Annotated in this window: 12 protein-coding genes; 3 read left to right on the forward strand and 9 right to left on the reverse strand. The window is 67.9% G+C overall.

The annotated features are described in order from the left end of the window. Positions 1 to 6: 6 nt before the first annotated feature. Entirely contained in the window at positions 7 to 882 is an 876-nt protein-coding gene (locus OG817_RS19760) for a LysR family transcriptional regulator (protein ID WP_406056650.1), read from the reverse strand. Positions 883 to 985: 103 nt separating this feature from the next. Here OG817_RS19760 and OG817_RS19765 point away from each other — a divergent pair, with 103 nt between their 5' ends. Continuing rightward, complete coding sequence (locus tag OG817_RS19765; RefSeq protein ID WP_406056652.1) at positions 986 to 1,705, forward strand: SDR family oxidoreductase; 720 nt, start codon at positions 986 to 988, stop codon at positions 1,703 to 1,705. Between the two features lie 18 nt (positions 1,706 to 1,723). Then, entirely contained in the window at positions 1,724 to 2,491 is a 768-nt protein-coding gene (locus tag OG817_RS19770) for an SDR family NAD(P)-dependent oxidoreductase (RefSeq protein ID WP_406056654.1), read from the forward strand. On the opposite strand, the gene OG817_RS19775 is transcribed toward OG817_RS19770, so the two are convergent. The 8 genes from OG817_RS19775 to OG817_RS19810 all read right to left on the reverse strand — a co-directional run bounded on the left by OG817_RS19775 (position 2,482) and on the right by OG817_RS19810 (position 12,136). Continuing rightward, positions 2,482 to 2,853, reverse strand: a complete 372-nt coding sequence (locus OG817_RS19775) for a VOC family protein (RefSeq protein WP_406056656.1) — start codon at positions 2,851 to 2,853, stop codon at positions 2,482 to 2,484. The genes OG817_RS19770 and OG817_RS19775 overlap by 10 nt on opposite strands. A gap of 130 nt (positions 2,854 to 2,983) precedes the next feature. Continuing rightward, positions 2,984 to 4,846, reverse strand: coding sequence for a DUF3352 domain-containing protein (locus OG817_RS19780; protein WP_406056658.1), 1,863 nt, complete (start codon positions 4,844 to 4,846; stop codon positions 2,984 to 2,986). A gap of 78 nt (positions 4,847 to 4,924) precedes the next feature. After that, the gene (locus OG817_RS19785) at positions 4,925 to 5,545 is read right to left on the reverse strand and encodes a hypothetical protein (RefSeq protein ID WP_406056660.1); all 621 of its coding nucleotides are present in this window, start codon (positions 5,543 to 5,545) and stop codon (positions 4,925 to 4,927) included. A gap of 81 nt (positions 5,546 to 5,626) precedes the next feature. After that, positions 5,627 to 9,175: a DNA polymerase III subunit alpha gene (dnaE, locus tag OG817_RS19790; RefSeq protein ID WP_406056662.1), complete on the reverse strand. Its 3,549-nt coding sequence runs from the start codon at positions 9,173 to 9,175 to the stop codon at positions 5,627 to 5,629. A 141-nt stretch (positions 9,176 to 9,316) separates the two neighbouring features. Beyond that, the gene (locus OG817_RS19795; RefSeq protein WP_406056664.1) at positions 9,317 to 9,922 is read right to left on the reverse strand and encodes a Type 1 glutamine amidotransferase-like domain-containing protein; all 606 of its coding nucleotides are present in this window, start codon (positions 9,920 to 9,922) and stop codon (positions 9,317 to 9,319) included. Continuing rightward, positions 9,919 to 10,827: an RluA family pseudouridine synthase gene (locus OG817_RS19800; RefSeq protein ID WP_360449597.1), complete on the reverse strand. Its 909-nt coding sequence runs from the start codon at positions 10,825 to 10,827 to the stop codon at positions 9,919 to 9,921. The genes OG817_RS19795 and OG817_RS19800 overlap by 4 nt, the downstream gene beginning before the upstream one ends. 17 nt (positions 10,828 to 10,844) lie before the next feature. Then, positions 10,845 to 11,477, reverse strand: coding sequence for a signal peptidase II (lspA, locus tag OG817_RS19805; protein WP_406056666.1), 633 nt, complete (start codon positions 11,475 to 11,477; stop codon positions 10,845 to 10,847). Continuing rightward, entirely contained in the window at positions 11,450 to 12,136 is a 687-nt protein-coding gene (locus OG817_RS19810) for a TraR/DksA C4-type zinc finger protein (RefSeq protein WP_360449450.1), read from the reverse strand. Before OG817_RS19810 ends, lspA begins: the two co-directional genes overlap by 28 nt. A gap of 648 nt (positions 12,137 to 12,784) precedes the next feature. Here OG817_RS19810 and ileS point away from each other — a divergent pair. Beyond that, positions 12,785 to 15,928 carry an isoleucine--tRNA ligase gene (gene ileS / locus OG817_RS19815; RefSeq protein ID WP_406056668.1) on the forward strand — a complete coding sequence of 1,048 codons (3,144 nt, stop codon included), beginning with the start codon at positions 12,785 to 12,787 and terminating at the stop codon, positions 15,926 to 15,928. Positions 15,929 to 16,156 lie beyond the last annotated feature (228 nt).

Raw genomic sequence — 16,156 nt, forward strand, 5'->3', positions numbered from 1 at the left:
AGGAGTTCAGCGCTGCGGAGTCCAGTCGACGGTGGCCGCCAGATCGGCGAAGTCGTAGATCAACCGGGAGCGGCGAGAGGCGATCCAGGCCAGGCATACCTTGTTGGTCGCTAGATCGTTCACCGGTACGGCGGCGACGTCGGAGCGGTGGTAGAAGGTCGCGACCGACAGCGGGAGGATCGAGATACCGGTGCCGGTCGCGACGTGTTCGAGCTTCTCCTCGACGCTGCGGAGTGCGGGGAGCGGCTTCGGTGCGCCGGTGCGCAGTTCCAGCGCGATGTCGCGCCATTCGGGAACGGCGTCGGGCTCCTGGAGCAGGTGTTCGCCGGCGAGGTCGGTGATGTCGATGACCGGTTTGCCGGCCAGGCGATGGTCGGACGGGAGCATCGCGACCCGGGGCTCCTCGAAGAGCGGGCGGATGGTCAAAGCCTGCTGGTCGATCGGCAGGCGCACGATGCTGACGTCGACTCGGCCGTCGTGCAGGACGTCCACCTGGTCGTCCCAGGTCGTGCGGATCACTTCGACCTCGACCTCGGGATGTGCGGCGGCGAAGGCGCGGACAGCTGGGGTGACGGTGATGCCGGGCATGAAGCCGACGGTGAAGGTCTTCGGTCCCCGCGCAGCTTGAGTGACGCGGCGGCGCACGGCCTCGGCTGAGGCGAGGAGTGGCCGGGCGTCGTCGAGCAACTGGCGACCCGCCGGCGTGAGTTCGGTGGCTCGCTTGCTCCGGACGAAGAGCTGGACCCGGAGCTCGTCCTCGAACGCGCGGATCTGCCGGGAGAGCACCGGCTGGGCGATGTGCAGCCGCTCCGCCGCCCGGCCGAAGTGCAGCTCCTCGGCGACGGCCACGAAGTACCTGAGCTTGCGGAGGTCGACGTCCATAATACCTTCAGGGTATTACAGACGCCGGAACAGGTCTTGGACTCCGGCGGCCGGACGCCCGCATCGTGGAAGGGAATCCCCCACCACGAAAGGCAGTCTTCTGATGAGTTTGCAGGATCAGCGCGTCGTCGTCCTCGGCGGTACGTCGGGAATCGGGCTCGCGACCGCCCACCTCGCCGCCGCCCAGGGCGCCACCGTAATCGTTGCCTCCAGCAACCCCGAGTCCGTCAAGCGCGCGCTGGAGGCGCTTCCCGGCACCGCGTCCGGCGAGGCGGTCGATCTGACCGACGCCGCTGCGGTCAGAGCGTTCTTCGATCGTCTCGACCCGTTCGACCACCTGATCTTCACGGCCGGTGAACCGCTCACGCTGCTCGAGGTCGAGTCGATGGACCTCGCGCGGGCCCGGCAGGCGTTCCAGCTCCGGTACTTCGGCGCTCTCGGTGCGGTCAGCGCCGCCGCATCGAAGATCCGCCGGGGCGGCTCCGTCGTACTGACGACCGGCGCCGCAGGTGACCGCCCCAGTCCAGGCTGGTCGGTGGCGGCCAGCATCTGCGGTGCCATGGACTCCTTGGTCCGGGCACTCGCCGTCGAACTCGCACCACTCCGCGTCAACGCGGTCAAGCCCGGCGTCGTCCGCTCGCCACTGTGGTCGGACCTGTCCGTCGAAGACCAGCAGACCTTGTACGACGAGACGGCGCGGCTGCTCCCGGTCGGACGGGTCGGTGAGGTCATCGACATCGCCGAGGCGTACGTCTACCTGATGAACCAGGGTTACGCGACCGGCACCATCGTCACCGTCGACGGCGGCCACGTCCTCGTCTGAGCTGGCAGAGTGGACACCGTGGCACGCATCCTGATCACCGGTTCCGCCGACGGCCTCGGCCGGCTGGCCGCCTCCGAGCTCATCGATCAAGGGCACAACGTCGTACTCCATGCCCGCAACGAGGCCCGTGCGGCTGATGCCATGTCCGCCCTGCCCGGAGCCGAAGCCGCGTTGACCGGCGATCTCGCGAGTATCGCGGAGACGCGCGACCTGGCCCGGCAGGCGAACGAGTCGGGCCGGTTCGACGTGGTGATCCACAACGCGGCGGTCGGTTATCAGGAACCACGGATCGAGACCGTCGACGGCCTGGAACACGTGTTCGCCGTCAACGCGTTGGCGCCGTACCTGCTGAGCGCTCTGATCGATCGGCCGGACCGGCTGATCTACCTGAGTTCGGGCATGCACGAGGGCGGGGACGTCGTACTCGACGACCTGCAGTGGGTACGTCGGCGATGGCGGGGAGCGCAGGCGTACTCGGACTCGAAGCTGCACGACGTGATCCTCGCCTTCGCGGTCGCCCGGCTGTGGCCCGACGTACTGTCGAACGCCGTGGATCCGGGCTGGGTCCCGACCAAGATGGGCGGCCGCGGTGCACCCGGCGACCTGGGCCAGGCTCACCTGACCCAGGTCTGGCTCGCGACCGCGGCGAGTACGCCGAGCGGTGGGTACTACTACCACCTCCGGCCGCACCGGACGCATCCGGCCGCGTCCGATCCGGAGGTGCAGGCGACCTTCCTGGACGCCTGCGCCTCGCTCACCGGCGTGACGTTGCCGGGTCATTCCTGAGAGACGTACAGCCGGTTCCCGTCCTGGTCGCGGAGGCTGAACATCGGCGGGACGTCCGGCCACTTCAGCAGTTCATCGGTCTCGACGCCTGCGGCGAGGAAGTGCTCGTGCGCCGCCTCGGCGTCCGGGCTGGACAGGCGAATGCCGGTGTCGATGCCGGCCGGGCTGTCGTCCCTGGCCGGGGTGAGCGCGATGCTGGCCGCGGCGCCGGGTGGCGCGACCACGATCCAGCGACCGCCGAGCTGCGGCAGCGGAGCATCCATCAACAGCTCGAATCCCAGCGTCTCGGTGTAGAACGCGACCGCACGATCCTGGTCGCTGACCGGTACGCCGACGGTCCGAATGCCGGTGAGGTGGTTCATCTCGTTCTCCTTCTCGGTGAAAGGTGCTTTCACTCAGGAGGTAGAAGCCGCACCGGCGTTTTCGACATCACTTCACAAGAAAACCCCGGACGGATACCGCTGCCGTCCGGGGTTTCTCGATGTGGAACGACTACTTCGCGACCACCCGAAGGGTGAACTCGGCCTGGCCGTCGCCTGTGGAGCGGGCGACGAAGCCGCCGGACTTGAGCGCGGCGAGGTCCTTGTCGGAGCTGAACCGTTCGCTCAGCGAACCCGCGGCCTCGAAGTCGATGTAGCCGATCGAGACCGCGCCCTTCGTGTCAGGCAGGGCCTGCTTGAAGTTGTCGGTCTGGCCCAGCGTGCCGCCCTTCAGCACCTGGTCGGCGTAGTCCTTGTCGGTCGCCAGCACGAGCGTGTCGTCGTCCTTGGCCGACTCGACCGGGATGTTCGCCCGGGACTTGTCCCGCAGCAGCGTGGTCAGCTTCTCCACCACCGGCTCGGCCTTGGCCGGGTCGGTCTCGAGCCGGGCCGCGATCTTCGGGCCGTTCGAGGTGTCCTTGTCGATCGCGAGGGCCAGGTTCTTGCCCAGCACAACCTTCAGGTCGTCCGGCAGCTTCAGGCCGGTCTCCTCGGCGAAGCCCTGGGTGAGCTGCTCGAGGTTGCCGTTGGCCGCCTTCTCCATCTGCTTCCACATCGTGTCGATCAGGCTCTCGCCACCCGACACCGCGAGCGCACCGGCGGTGCTGTCCGGCAACTGGCTGATCACGTCACCGGCGTCGGCCGAGTTGACCTTGATGCTCTGGTCACCCAAGGCGATGCCCTTCAGCTCGACGTACTGCGAGTCGAATCGCAGCGCCGCCGCCATGCTCGCGTCGCCCAGGCCGGCCAACTGCTCGGACTCGACCCGGCCGGAGAGCGAGGCAATGGCCTTGATGTCCGCCCACGCCGACATGAAGCCGCGCTCGCCGAGCCTGTCCATGTCCGCGCTGAACTTGGCGTTCTTCTCCAGCGGGTTGTCCTTGGCGGTGGCGACCGCCGTGTCGACGATCGCCTGGCTGTCGGCGAGCAGGACGTAGCCGTTGCTGAACGCACGGCCCGGCTTCTCGTCCTCGTTGGCCAGCAGCTTGTCCAGGCCCTTGTTCGCGTCGCTCTCGCTCTTCACCTGGACGGCGAGCACCACGTTCGGGTCCTTCTTGCCGTCGGTGGCGGGCAGCGCGGCCAGCCCGGCGCGCTCGCCGAGCCACGGCTTGATGTCCTTGTCGTAGTTCACATCGGCGAGGTCGTCACCGGCGTACTTCTTGATCTGCTCGAACAGCTTCTGCCGCAGGTCGTCCTTGTCACCGGTCAGGCCGAGGTTCTCCTTGACCGACGGGAACTTCATCAGGAACCGGATCGCGGCGACCTTCTGGCCGGCCGACGGGTTCAGGTCCACGCGGGCGTAGGCGACCGCGGTGCCGGGCAGCACGGCCTCCGGCTGCTCGCCGCCGTTCAGCTTGCCGTAGGCAAAGATTCCGCCGCCGGCGACGACCAGCACCATGGCCAGCGCGGCGATCAGCGGGATCACCTTGCCGCGGCGCTTCTTCGGCTCCTGCTGCCACTGCCCCGGACCGAACCCCGGCCCCTGCGGCGGCTGTCCGCCGATGTTCATCTGCTCGTACGCGCCTGGTCCGCCAGGCTGCTGCCCGTACGGCGCCTGACCTGGGTGCCCCTGCGACGGCGCCTGGCCGTACTGCGGTGCACCCTGCGGAGCGCCCTGCGTCCAGGGACCCTGCTGGTTGCCGGGAGCACCCATCGGGCGCTGTCCCTGCGGAGCTCCGTGCTGGGCGGGGCCGCCGTACTGGCCTTGACCCTGCGGAGCGCCGTGCTGGGCGGGGCTGCCGTACTGGCCTTGACCCTGCGGCGGACCGGCGTACGGACGCTGTCCCTGCGGGGGGCCGCCGTACGGGTTCTGGGGGTGCTGCGGACCGCCGGCGCCTGGGTACGGCGGGTTGGGCGGGATGTTCTGGTCGGACATATGCTCCCTCGCGTGGTCCGGTGGCCTCACCCACCGGCTAGGTCGTCCGGCGCTCTCGCGCGGCACGACCTGGACACACTAGTGCACCGGTGGCGGGGTGTTTGACGCGCCAGGTTGCGAAGTGGTTGCAACCGGCTCGCTGCGCCAGGTGGCGGCGGCGATGACGGCCGCGGCCAGTGCGGCACCGACCAACCAGGCCGCGGCCGGAGTCCAGGTATGCAGCTCCAGCGGGGCTGACACCAGGTCTCCCGGCTTGGCCGCCTCCAGTCGCTGCTGCAGCGGATCATGGCCGAGCAGCATGCCGACACCCCACGCGATTCCCGAACCCATGCAGGCGCCGAGTACGACGATCGCGACCGACCACGGCCCGTAGTTGCGCAGCCACCAGAAGAGCGCAGCACCCAGCACCAGCGCGGTCACGAACCCGATCGAGGTAAACGTGCCGTCCGGCCCGAAGATCCGGGTCATCTGCTCCTCGCCCAGAGCACCGCCCCGCTCGTCGACCGTGTACTGCGCCAGCGGCGAGAACTGCTGCCAGGCCCACCCGGCCACCACGCCGGCGACCAGGAACACGACGACGGTCACCAGGATCGCCTTCGCCCACGGCATCTCCGGCTCCGGGGCCGGCGGCGTACCGAGCGGCAGCCCCGAGGGCGGTGCGACGTACGGCGAGGGCTGTGCGGACTCCTGTTGACTCACCTCGACAGTGTGGCTCATTCTCTGCTGCCCCACCCCACCGCCCCGGTCGGCAACCGAAGACGACTCGTTCACTGGTCCCCCTCAGCTGGCCAGGCAGGAAGGTCCGAGCAGCGCCTTGAGATCCGCCATCAGCGACGACGTCGGTGTCACCCGGAACCGGTCGCCGATCCGCATCACCGTGGTCTTCTGGCGGGCCTGCAGGCGCAACTGCACCTCGGTCATCCCGGGATGCGACTGCAGCACGTCCCGCAGTTGCTCGACCAGCGGCGGCGTACACCGGTTCACCGGCATCGTGATCACCACCGGGCCGCTCGGGCCCTCGGTCAGGTCCGGAACGATCACCTCGGAGCCGCTCAGCTCGAGCCGGTCCTCACGGCGCCGGACCCGGCCCTTCATCAAGATGATCGCGTCGTTGGTGAGCAGGTGTGCGTGCAACTGGTACGCCGAGGAGAACATCATCACCTCGATCGAACCTTCCAGGTCCTCGATGGTGACGATCGCGTAGATGTCGCCGCGCTTGTTCACCTTCCGCTGCACCGCGGTGACCAAGCCGCCGATGGTGACCTGGGAGCCGTCCGGCCGGTCCTCGTCGGCGAGCAGTTGACCGATGGTGCAGTCGCTGCCGTTGGTCAGCACGTGCTCGACGCCGAACAGCGGATGGTCGGAGACGTACAGCCCCAGCATGTCGCGCTCGTGCGCGAGCTTCGTCGCCTTGTCCCACTCCTCGATCTCCGGAACGGTGACGGTGAGCCGGCTGTTCCCCTCGCCCTCGTCCGCCTCGTCGTCGCCCATCGAGAACAGGTCGAACTGACCGTGCGCCTCGTTCCGCTTCAGGTCGATCGCCTCGTCGACGGCTTGCTCGTGCACCGCGGCGACCGCGCGCCGGGCGTGGTTCATCGAGTCGAACGAACCGGCCTTGGCCAGCGACTCGATCACCCGCTTGTTGCAGACCGGCAGCGGCACCTTGTCGATGAAGTCGACGAAGTCGGTGAACCGGCCCTTCTCCTCGCGAGCCGCGACGACCTCGGCCACCACGTTCACGCCGACGTTGCGGATCGCGGACAGGCCGAAGCGGATGTCGGTGCCGATCGGGGTGAAGTTCGAGTCCGACTCGTTCACGTCCGGCGGTAGCACCTTGATGCCCATCCGGCGGCACTCGTTCAGGTAGATGGCCATCTTGTCCTTGTCGTCCTTGACGGACGTGAGGACCGCGGCCATGTACTCCGCCGGGTAGTTCGCCTTCAGGTACGCCGTCCAGTACGAGACCAGCCCGTACGCCGCGGAGTGCGCCTTGTTGAACGCGTAGTCGGAGAACGGGACCAGGACGTCCCAGAGCGCCTTGATCGACTGGGCGGAGAAGCCGTTCGACTTCATGCCCTCCTCGAAGCCGACGTACTCGGCGTCGAGGACCTCTTTCTTCTTCTTGCCCATCGCCTTGCGGAGCAGGTCCGCTTTGCCCAGGCTGTAGCCGGCCAGCTCCTGGGCGATCTTCAGCACCTGCTCCTGGTAGACGATCAGCCCGTACGTCGGTCCGAGGATCGGCTCCAGCGCCTTCTCCAGCTCCGGGTGCAGGTAGGAGACCTCCTGCTGCCCGTTCTTCCGGAGGGCGTAGTTGGTGTGCGAGTTCGCGCCCATCGGGCCGGGCCGGTACAGCGCGCCGACGGCCGAGATGTCCTCGAAGCCGTCCGGCTTCATCAGGCGCAGCAGCGCCCGCATCGGGCCGCCGTCGAACTGGAACACGCCGAGCGTGTCACCGCGGCCGAGCAACTCGAAGGTCGGGCCGTCGTTCAGGCTCTTGGCCAGCTCGTCCAGGTCCAGCGTGATGCCGCGGCTGGCCTCGACGTTCTTGACCGCGTCGTCCATGATCGTCAGGTTGCGCAGGCCGAGGAAGTCCATCTTGACCAGGCCGAGCGTCTCGCAGCTCGGGTAGTCGAACTGGGTGATGACCTGGCCGTCCTGCTCGCGGCGCATGATCGGGATCAGGTCGATCAGCGGCTCGCTGGACATGATCACGCCGGCCGCGTGCACACCCCACTGGCGCTTCAGGTTCTCCAGCCCGCGCGCGGTGTCGACGATCTTGCGCACGTCCTGGTCCGACTCGTACAGCTGCCGGAACTCGCCGGCCTCGGAGTACCGCTTGTGCTGCGGGTCGAAGATGCCGGACAGCGGGATGTCCTTGCCCATCACGGTCGGCGGCATCGCCTTGGTGATCCGGTCGCCCATCGCGAACGGGTAGTCCAGCACCCGGCCCGCGTCCTTGATCGCCTGCTTGGCCTTGATCGTGCCGTAGGTGACGATCATCGCGACCCGGTCGTCGCCGTACTTCTCGGTGACGTAGCGGATCACCTCGGGGCGGCGGCGGTCGTCGAAGTCGACGTCGAAGTCGGGCATCGACATCCGCTCCGGGTTCAGGAAGCGCTCGAAGATCAGGCCGTGCTGGAGCGGGTCCAGGTCGGTGATCTTCATCGCGTACGCGCACATCGAACCGGCACCCGAACCACGGCCCGGTCCGACCCGGATGCCGTTCTTCTTGGCCCAGTTGATGAAGTCGGCGACGACGAGGAAGTAGCCGGCGTACCCCTTCCCGACGATGACCTCGATCTCGTACTCGGCCTGCTTGCGGACCGCGTCCGGGATGCCGTCGGGGTAGCGGAAGTGCAGACCGGTCTCGACCTCGGCGACGAACCAGGACTCCTCGTTGTGTCCCTCCGGGCAGGGGAAGCGCGGCATGAACCGGCCCTCGCCCTCGGTGAAGCTGACGTCGCACTGCTCGGCGATCAGCAGCGTGTTGTCACACGCCTCCGGCAGTTCCTTCCAGACCTCGCGCATCTCGGCCGCGGTCTTGACGTAGAACTCGTTCGCGTCGAACTTGAACCGGTTCGGGTCGGACAACGTCGAACCGGACTGCACGCACAGCAGCGCGGCGTGCGCCGTCGAGTCCTCGGGCTTGGTGTAGTGCAGGTCGTTGGTCGCCACCAGCGGCAGGCCGAGCTCCCGGGCCAGCTTGAGCAGGTCCTTCTGGATGTCGCGCTCGATGCCGAGGCCGTGGTCCATCAACTCGCAGTAGAAGTTCTCCTTGCCGAAGATGTCGCGGAACTCCGCGGCGGCCTCGACGGCCTCCTTGTACTGCCCGAGGCGGAGCCGGGTCTGCACCTCACCGGACGGGCAGCCGGTGGTCGCGATCAGGCCCTGGCCGTAGGTGTTCAGCAGCTCGCGGTCCATCCGGGGCTTGAAGTAATAGCCCTCGAGGCTGGCCAGCGAGCTCATCCTGAACAGGTTGTGCATGCCGGAGGTGTTCTTCGCCAGCAACGTCATGTGGGTGTACGCACCACTGCCGGAGACGTCGTCGCGACCCGAGTTCGCGTCGCCCCACTTGACCCGCTTCCGCTCGCTCCGATGCGTGTGCGGCGTCAGGTACGCCTCGACGCCGATGATCGGCTTGACGTCGTACTTCTTCGCGGTCTTCCAGAACTCGTAGGCCCCGAACACGTAGCCGTGGTCGGTGGTCGCTATCGCCGGCTGGCCCATGTCATGGGCGGTTTTGAACAACTCGTCGATCCGCGCGGCGCCGTCCAGCATGGAGTACTCGGTGTGCACATGTAGATGCACGAAACTGTCGCTGGACGCCATGTCTTCGCAGACCTCCCAGGGCGTGAGTGAGCGGGACTGACACAGCCTATGCGGGCCCCACCGACAGTTTTCGCAGACCCTCCGACCGTCCCGGCCGGCGCTCCGAAATCGCCCGATATCCGGTCGTGGACCAGACCAGGTTCACACCAGTTCGCTGTGGTCGCCGGTCACGACCAGGGCCTGGCCGTCGTACATGGGGAGGTAGGGGACGTTGGTGCGGTCGTAGAGGGCGGCGACCTTCTCCAGGAACTCCGTTTCCGGGTGGCCGGGAGAGTTCAGGTGCGGGACGATCGCGTGGTCGAGGACGCCGAGACCGTCCCAGATCACCTCGCCCTCGACCACGTCGACGTCGTCGCACAGTTCGAGCCCGCGCAGGCTGGGCGCGAGGACGCACGGCCCCGCGCTGTACCCGGCGTACACCAGGTGGTCGGAGCGGATCAGATCAGGGAGGATCCGGTCGGCGCCGGAGCGCGCCATCGCCTCGCGGAGGACGAAGACGTTCCCCCCGCGGACCCAGACTCCGTCGTACGTCGAGAAGTCGGCGGACTCCCGGAGATCGAGCTCCTCGGGACGCAGACCCAGTTCGGTCAGCCAGGTGATCTCGGCCGCCACCTTCTCGTTGCGTTCGCCAGGCTCCTCGAAGTCGATCGAGTTGCAGATGACGGCGACCCGGCCGCTCGGTGGCAGGAGTGCCACCAGGCGCTCGGGATGGTCGCCCAGGCGGAAGGAGGACAGGTACAGCCTCACTGCGAGTCCACGAGCAGATCCAGCGCGTGGTCGAGGTCGTCCGGGTACTCCGAGGTGAACTCGACGTACTCGCCGGTGCCGGGGTGGTTGAAGCCGAGGCGCATGGCATGCAGCCACTGCCGGGTGAGCTGGAGCCGCTCGGCGAGCACCGGGTCGGCGCCGTACGTCAGGTCGCCGCAGCACGGATGGCCGATGGCGGACATGTGCACGCGGATCTGGTGGGTGCGGCCGGTCTCGAGGGTGATCTCGAGCAGGGTCGCGTACCGGAACGCCTCGAGCGTCTCGTAGTGGGTGACGCTCGGCTTGCCGCCCGCGACGACGCCGAACTTGTAGTCGTGGTGCGGGTGCCGGTCGATCGGCGCGTCCACTGTCCCGGTGAACGGGTCCGGGTGGCCCTGGACCAGCGCGTGGTAGATCTTCTTGACCGTGCGCTCCTTGAAGGCGCGCTTGAGCACGGTGTACGCGTACTCGGTCTTGGCGACGACCATCAACCCGGAAGTACCGACATCGAGCCGGTGCACGATGCCCTTCCGCTCGGCGGCTCCGCTGGTGGAGATCGTGAAGCCGGCTCCGGCCAGGTGGCCGATCACCGTCGGGCCGGTCCAGCCGGGCGACGGGTGCGCGGCGACTCCGACTGGTTTGTCGACCACGATGATCTCGTCGTCGTCGTACACGATCCGGAGGTTGTCCACAGTCTCGGGCACGACGGTCACCGCTGCGGGCGGAGCCGGCAGCTCGACGTCCAGCAGTACGCCGGCCGCCACCCGGGACGACTTGGGAGCCGGGGCACCGTCGACCTGGACCAGGCCGGACTCGATCAGCTCGGCGGCCTTGGTCCGGGACACGCCGAACAGGCGGGACAGAGCCGCGTCCAGGCGCTCGCCGGCCAGCCCGTCCGGCACCATCACGGTCCGGGAGTCACTCACTTCCGGTGGTCTTTCGTACCGTCCAAGCGGACGCCGCGCAGGGTCTGCAGGACCAGCAGGCAGGCGGCCGTGGTGACCGCCATGTCGGCGACGTTGAAGATCGCCCAGTGCGGGGTCTGCAAGAAGTCGATGACGTGCCCGTGGAACGGCGACGGCTCACGGAAGACCCGATCCATGATGTTGCCGACCGCACCGCCGAACAGCAGCCCGAACGCGATCGCCCAGCCCACCGACCCAAGTCGCCGGGACAGATAGATGACCCCGGCCGCGACGGTGATCTGGATGACGCTGATGTACGGCGTATACCCGGCGCCGAGGCTGAATGCGGCCCCCGAGTTCCGGATCAGGTTGAACTTCAGCAGGCTCCCGATCACGTTCACCGGCTCACCCGGCGTCAGATGCTGGAGCGCCAGAGCCTTCGTCAACTGATCCAGCCCGAGGATGACCAGCCCCACGACGGCGAAGATGAGGGTCCACTTCCAGGACTTCTTCGGCGGCGGCGTGGCCGGGTCCGGAGACGACGGAGAACCGGCCGACTCGTGGTCGGCCGGTTCCGGCGTCGGTTCAGCGTCGTCCCCCGCCTGACGGGACGAGGTGTGGTTCAGCGGCGTTCTTCGCGTTCTTTGCATGACACGCACAGTGTCGCACGCGGGAACGCCTGCAACCGACCCTTGCCGATCGGGTTGCCACAGCTCTCACAGACGCCGTAGGTGCCGTTCTCGATCCGGGCCAGGGCCCGCTCGATCTGGTCCAGCATGTCCCGGGCGTTGTTGGCCAGCGACATCTCGTGGTCGCGCTCCAGCGTGGTGGAGCCGACATCGGCCTGGTCGTTACCGGCTCCGTCACCGCCGTCGCGGAGCAGGCCCACGATCTCCTGCTCGGCGTCGCGGATCTCCTCCCGCAGGTGCACCACGTCGGCCTCCAGCTCGCCGCGCAGTTCGGCCAGCTCGGCCGTCGTCCACGGGGTCTCCCCGGATTTCACCGCGAGGGTCTCAGCCTTGCGTGCTGCGGACTTCGCCGGCGCCGTTGCCGGGGCCCTGTTCTCGTTCGTTTTCATGGCCACCCTCTTCGTCGGAGCTTTCTTCGCAGGGGTCTTCGCAGCTGTCTTCTTCGCCGCGGCCGAACTTGTGGATTTCTTCGCCGCGGAAGTCTTCTTGGCCGGTGAGGTCTTCGCCGGCGCCTTCTTGCGGGCCGTGGTCTTGGCCTGCTCGGTCGTCTTCTTCGCGGCGCTCTTCTTGGCCGCGGCGGTGCGTTGGGGGGCGGTCTTCTTGGGAGCCGATGTAGCCATGGTCAGCTACCCCCTGCCTTCGTCGGAGACTGAAGCGGACTGGTCGCAAGACATTAGGCCACGTGTTCACCACGTGCCAGTCCGACGCGCAGACCGTGGACATACGGTAGTCGGTTCTTCAAGGCCACTCGATGTTCCGCGCGTCACAGTCGCATCTGCGACTGTCTCACCACCCGAGTCTGTTTCGTTCCGAACGAGCATCAGTTCGGACCCAACTGGAATTCAGCCGGGCATCTGTTCGATGCCCCGGCCGGATGTCGCTCTCCTCCCCCTTTGACGTCCTACCGCAGACCGAGGTCCGGAAGCACCCGAGCCCGCGGGAGAATTCTCATCCCTGAATCCTCCCCTGACCACTACTTTTCACTGCCCCACCCCGCCGGACCCGGTCACTTAACGATTCGTAGTTGCCTGGTACTACGCCGTACACTGACAACCGCGATCCGCAAAGGCAGCGATGGGGCCATCACCCCGGAGCCGCCGGAAGAACGGTCCGCAAGGACCTATTAGAACCGGCCGCGGCGCGGGAAGGAAGTGGGTAGCTCCACCGGGAGTTACCAAGGAGGGTGGTACCGCGCGGTATCCGGCGACCAAAAGCCTGGTACTTCGTCCCTCGTCAGCAGGTCACTGGCGACGAAGGACGACGGAACGATGACGGCAGACACCCCGTGGCGGCAGGTCCCGGCACAAGTTGATTTCCCCGCGCTCGAGCGCGAGGTGCTCACCCGGTGGGACGAGCACGATCCCTTCGCCAAGAGCCTCGAGCAGTCCGCGGGCGGACAGCCGTGGACGTTCTTCGAAGGCCCGCCGACGGCGAACGGCATGCCCGGCACCCACCACATCGAGGCCCGCGTCTTCAAGGACGTGTTCCCGCGCTACCGGACCATGAAGGGCTTCTGGGTCGAGCGCAAGGCCGGCTGGGACTGCCACGGCCTGCCGGTCGAGGTCGCGGTGGAGAAGGAACTCGGTTTCACCGGCAAGAACGACATCGAGGCGTACGGCATCGCCGAGTTCAACGCCAAGTGCCGTGAGTCGGTCCTGCGGCACGTGGACGCCTTCGAGGTGATGACCCGGCGGATGGGTTACTGGGTCGACCTCGAGAACCCGTACCGGACCATGGACGCGCCGTACGTGCAGTCGGTCTGGTGGTCGCTGAAGCAGATCCACGACAAGGGCCTGCTGGTCGAGGACTACCGCATCACGCCGTACTGCCCGCGCTGCGGCACCGGTCTGTCCGACCACGAGCTCGCCCAGGGCTACGAGACTGTCGTCGACCCGTCGGTCTACGTCCGCTTCCCGCTCACCTCCGGACCCCTGGCCGGCCAAGCGTCGCTGCTGGTCTGGACGACAACACCTTGGACGCTCGTTTCAAACACTGCTGTCGCAGTTCATCCCGATGTCGAGTACGTCGTCGCGACCGATGGCACCGAGTCGCTCGTCGTGGCGGAGCCGCTGCTGGACCGGCTCGGTGAGGGCTGGACGGTGACCGGCCGGTACGGCGGCCGTGAGATGGAGCGTTGGACCTACCAGCGACCGTTCGAGCTGGTCGAGTTCCCCGAGGCGGCGCACTACGTCGTACTCGCCGAGTACGTCACCACTGAGGACGGCACCGGTCTGGTGCACCAGTCCCCCGCGTTCGGCGCGGACGACCTCGCGGTCAGCCGCGCGTACGACCTGCCGGTCGTGAACCCGGTCGACAGCAGCGGCCACTTCGCCGCCGACGTGCCGCTGGTCGGCGGGCAGTTCTTCAAGAAGGCCGACGAGACCCTGGTCAAGGACCTCCAGGACCGCGGCCTGCTCTACAAGCACGTGCCGTACGAGCACCCGTACCCGCACTGCTGGCGCTGCCACACCCCGGTCATGTACTACGCCCTCCCCTCCTGGTACATCCGCACCACCCAGGTGAAGGACGCGCTGCTCCGGGAGAACGAGAAGACCAACTGGTACCCGGACTCGGTCAAGTGGGGCCGGTACGGCGACTGGCTGCGCAACAACATCGACTGGGCCGTCTCCCGGACCCGCTACTGGGGTACGCCGCTGCCGATCTGGCGGTGCGCAGACGACCATCAGGTCTGCGTCGGGTCGCTGGCCGAGCTCAGTGAGCTGACCGGCCGCGACGTGAGCGAGACCGACCCGCACCGGCCGTACGTCGACGACATCACCTTCGCCTGCCCGACCTGCGGCGCGGAGTCCCGCCGGGTGCCCGAGGTGATCGACACCTGGTACGACTCGGGCTCGATGCCGTTCGCGCAGTGGGGCTACCCCTGGGTCGAGGGCTCGAAGGAGAAGTTCGAGCAGACCTACCCGGCCAACTTCATCTCCGAGGGGATCGACCAGACTCGCGGCTGGTTCTACACGCTGATGGCGATCGGCACGCTGGTCTTCGACGAGTCGCCGTACCGCGATGTCGTCTGCCTCGGCCTGATCATGGCCGAGGACGGCCGGAAGATGTCCAAGCACCTGGGCAACATCCTGGAGCCGATGAGGCTGATGGACGACCACGGCGCCGACGCCGTGCGGTGGTTCATGACCGCGTCCGGCTCACCGTGGAAGGCCCGCGGCCTCGGGCCGAACGTGCTGAACGAGATCGTCCGGAAGGTACTGCTCACCTACTGGAACACGGTCGCGTTCCACGCTCTGTACGCGCGGCTGGCCGACTGGTCGCCAACGGACGCGCCACCGGTCGCCGAGCGATCGGTGCTGGACCGCTGGCTGGTCGGCGAGACGCACCGGCTGGTCCGCGACGCCGACGAGGCGTACGCGGTCTACGACACGCAGAAGCTGGGCACCGCGATCGGCGGCTTCGTCGACGTGCTCTCGAACTGGTACGTCCGGCGTTCGCGCCGCCGGTTCTGGGCCGGTGACCCCGGCGCGCTGGCGACGCTGCACGAGACGCTCGAGACGCTGACCCGGGTGATGGCGCCGCTGACGCCGTTCGTCACCGAGTGGGTCTGGCAGGACGTGTTCCGCCCGGTCACGCCCGGTCTCCCGGAGTCGGTGCACCTGACGACGTTCCCGGCGTACGACGAGAACCTCATCGACGATGCACTCGCACAGCATGTGTCGATGGCACGTCGCGTGGTCGAGCTCGGTCGCTCGGCGCGGGCCGAAGCGAAGGTGCGCACGCGCCAGCCGTTGTCCCGGGCATTGGTCGGATCGGCGGCGATCGCTGACCTGTCGCCGCAGTTGCTGCGCGAGATCGCCGACGAGCTCAATGTCGGTTCGGTCGAACCGCTCTCCTCGGCCGGCGCGGACCTGGTCGAATTCTCCGCGAAGGGCAACTTCCGCGAGCTCGGCAAGCGGTTCGCCAAGCAGACCCCGGTGGTCGCCGCCGCGATCGCCGCGGCCGACGCCGCCGCCCTCGCCGCCGCACTGAAGGAGTCGGGTACGGCGACCGTCGTGGTGGACGGCGAGAACGTCGAGGTCGGCGAGTCCGAGGTGCTGCTGTCGGAGCGGCCGCGCGAAGGCTGGTCCGTGGTGAACGAGCAGGGCGAAACCGTTGCCCTCGACCTCGAGGTCACGCCGGAGCTCAAGCAGGCCGGTCTGGCCCGCGAGGTGATCCGGACCCTGCAGGAAGCCCGGAAGAACGCCGGCCTCGAGGTCTCGGACCGGATCAAGGTCTGGCTCACCTCGACCGACACCGACCTGACCGATGCCCTCGGCAAGCACAGCGACGAGATCGCCCGCGAGGTCCTGGCCGTCGAGCTGGCGCACTCGGCCCCGACCGAGACGCCGGACGTTGCCACCGGCACCGAAGAGGACCTGCACCTCACCTACTGGCTAGCCAAAGCCTGACCCCCTCCCACCTCACTCCCCCCATCCACCCCACTCCACCCGTCACACCTCACCCCACCCATCCCACCCGGCCCGCGTGCTCGCCCGCCCGCCCGTCCGTCCATGCCCATTTGGTGGGCTGACCCACCGGATGGCGGGTTGGCCATCGGCAGGCGGCTGGCCAACCCACCATCTCGCGGGTCAGCCCACCAGACGGGGGCGGACGGGCGGGCGCGCGGGTCGGCATGC

It is taken from the genome of Kribbella sp. NBC_00889 (assembly GCF_045207705.1).
GTDB lineage: Bacteria > Actinomycetota > Actinomycetes > Propionibacteriales > Kribbellaceae > Kribbella.

What these genes read in the sequence shown, in the direction of transcription:
- OG817_RS19780 (WP_406056658.1), bottom strand. Translation starts at nt 4,846, where the DNA reads ATGTCCGACCAGAACATCCCGCCCAACCCGCCGTACCCAGGCGCCGGC.
- OG817_RS19760 (WP_406056650.1), bottom strand. Translation starts at nt 882, where the DNA reads ATGGACGTCGACCTCCGCAAGCTCAGGTACTTCGTGGCCGTCGCCGAG.
- ileS (WP_406056668.1), top strand. Translation starts at nt 12,785, where the DNA reads ATGACGGCAGACACCCCGTGGCGGCAGGTCCCGGCACAAGTTGATTTC.
- OG817_RS19775 (WP_406056656.1), bottom strand. Translation starts at nt 2,853, where the DNA reads ATGAACCACCTCACCGGCATTCGGACCGTCGGCGTACCGGTCAGCGAC.
- dnaE (WP_406056662.1), bottom strand. Translation starts at nt 9,175, where the DNA reads ATGGCGTCCAGCGACAGTTTCGTGCATCTACATGTGCACACCGAGTAC.
- lspA (WP_406056666.1), bottom strand. Translation starts at nt 11,477, where the DNA reads ATGCAAAGAACGCGAAGAACGCCGCTGAACCACACCTCGTCCCGTCAG.
- OG817_RS19800 (WP_360449597.1), bottom strand. Translation starts at nt 10,827, where the DNA reads ATGGTGCCGGACGGGCTGGCCGGCGAGCGCCTGGACGCGGCTCTGTCC.
- OG817_RS19765 (WP_406056652.1), top strand. Translation starts at nt 986, where the DNA reads ATGAGTTTGCAGGATCAGCGCGTCGTCGTCCTCGGCGGTACGTCGGGA.
- OG817_RS19810 (WP_360449450.1), bottom strand. Translation starts at nt 12,136, where the DNA reads ATGGCTACATCGGCTCCCAAGAAGACCGCCCCCCAACGCACCGCCGCG.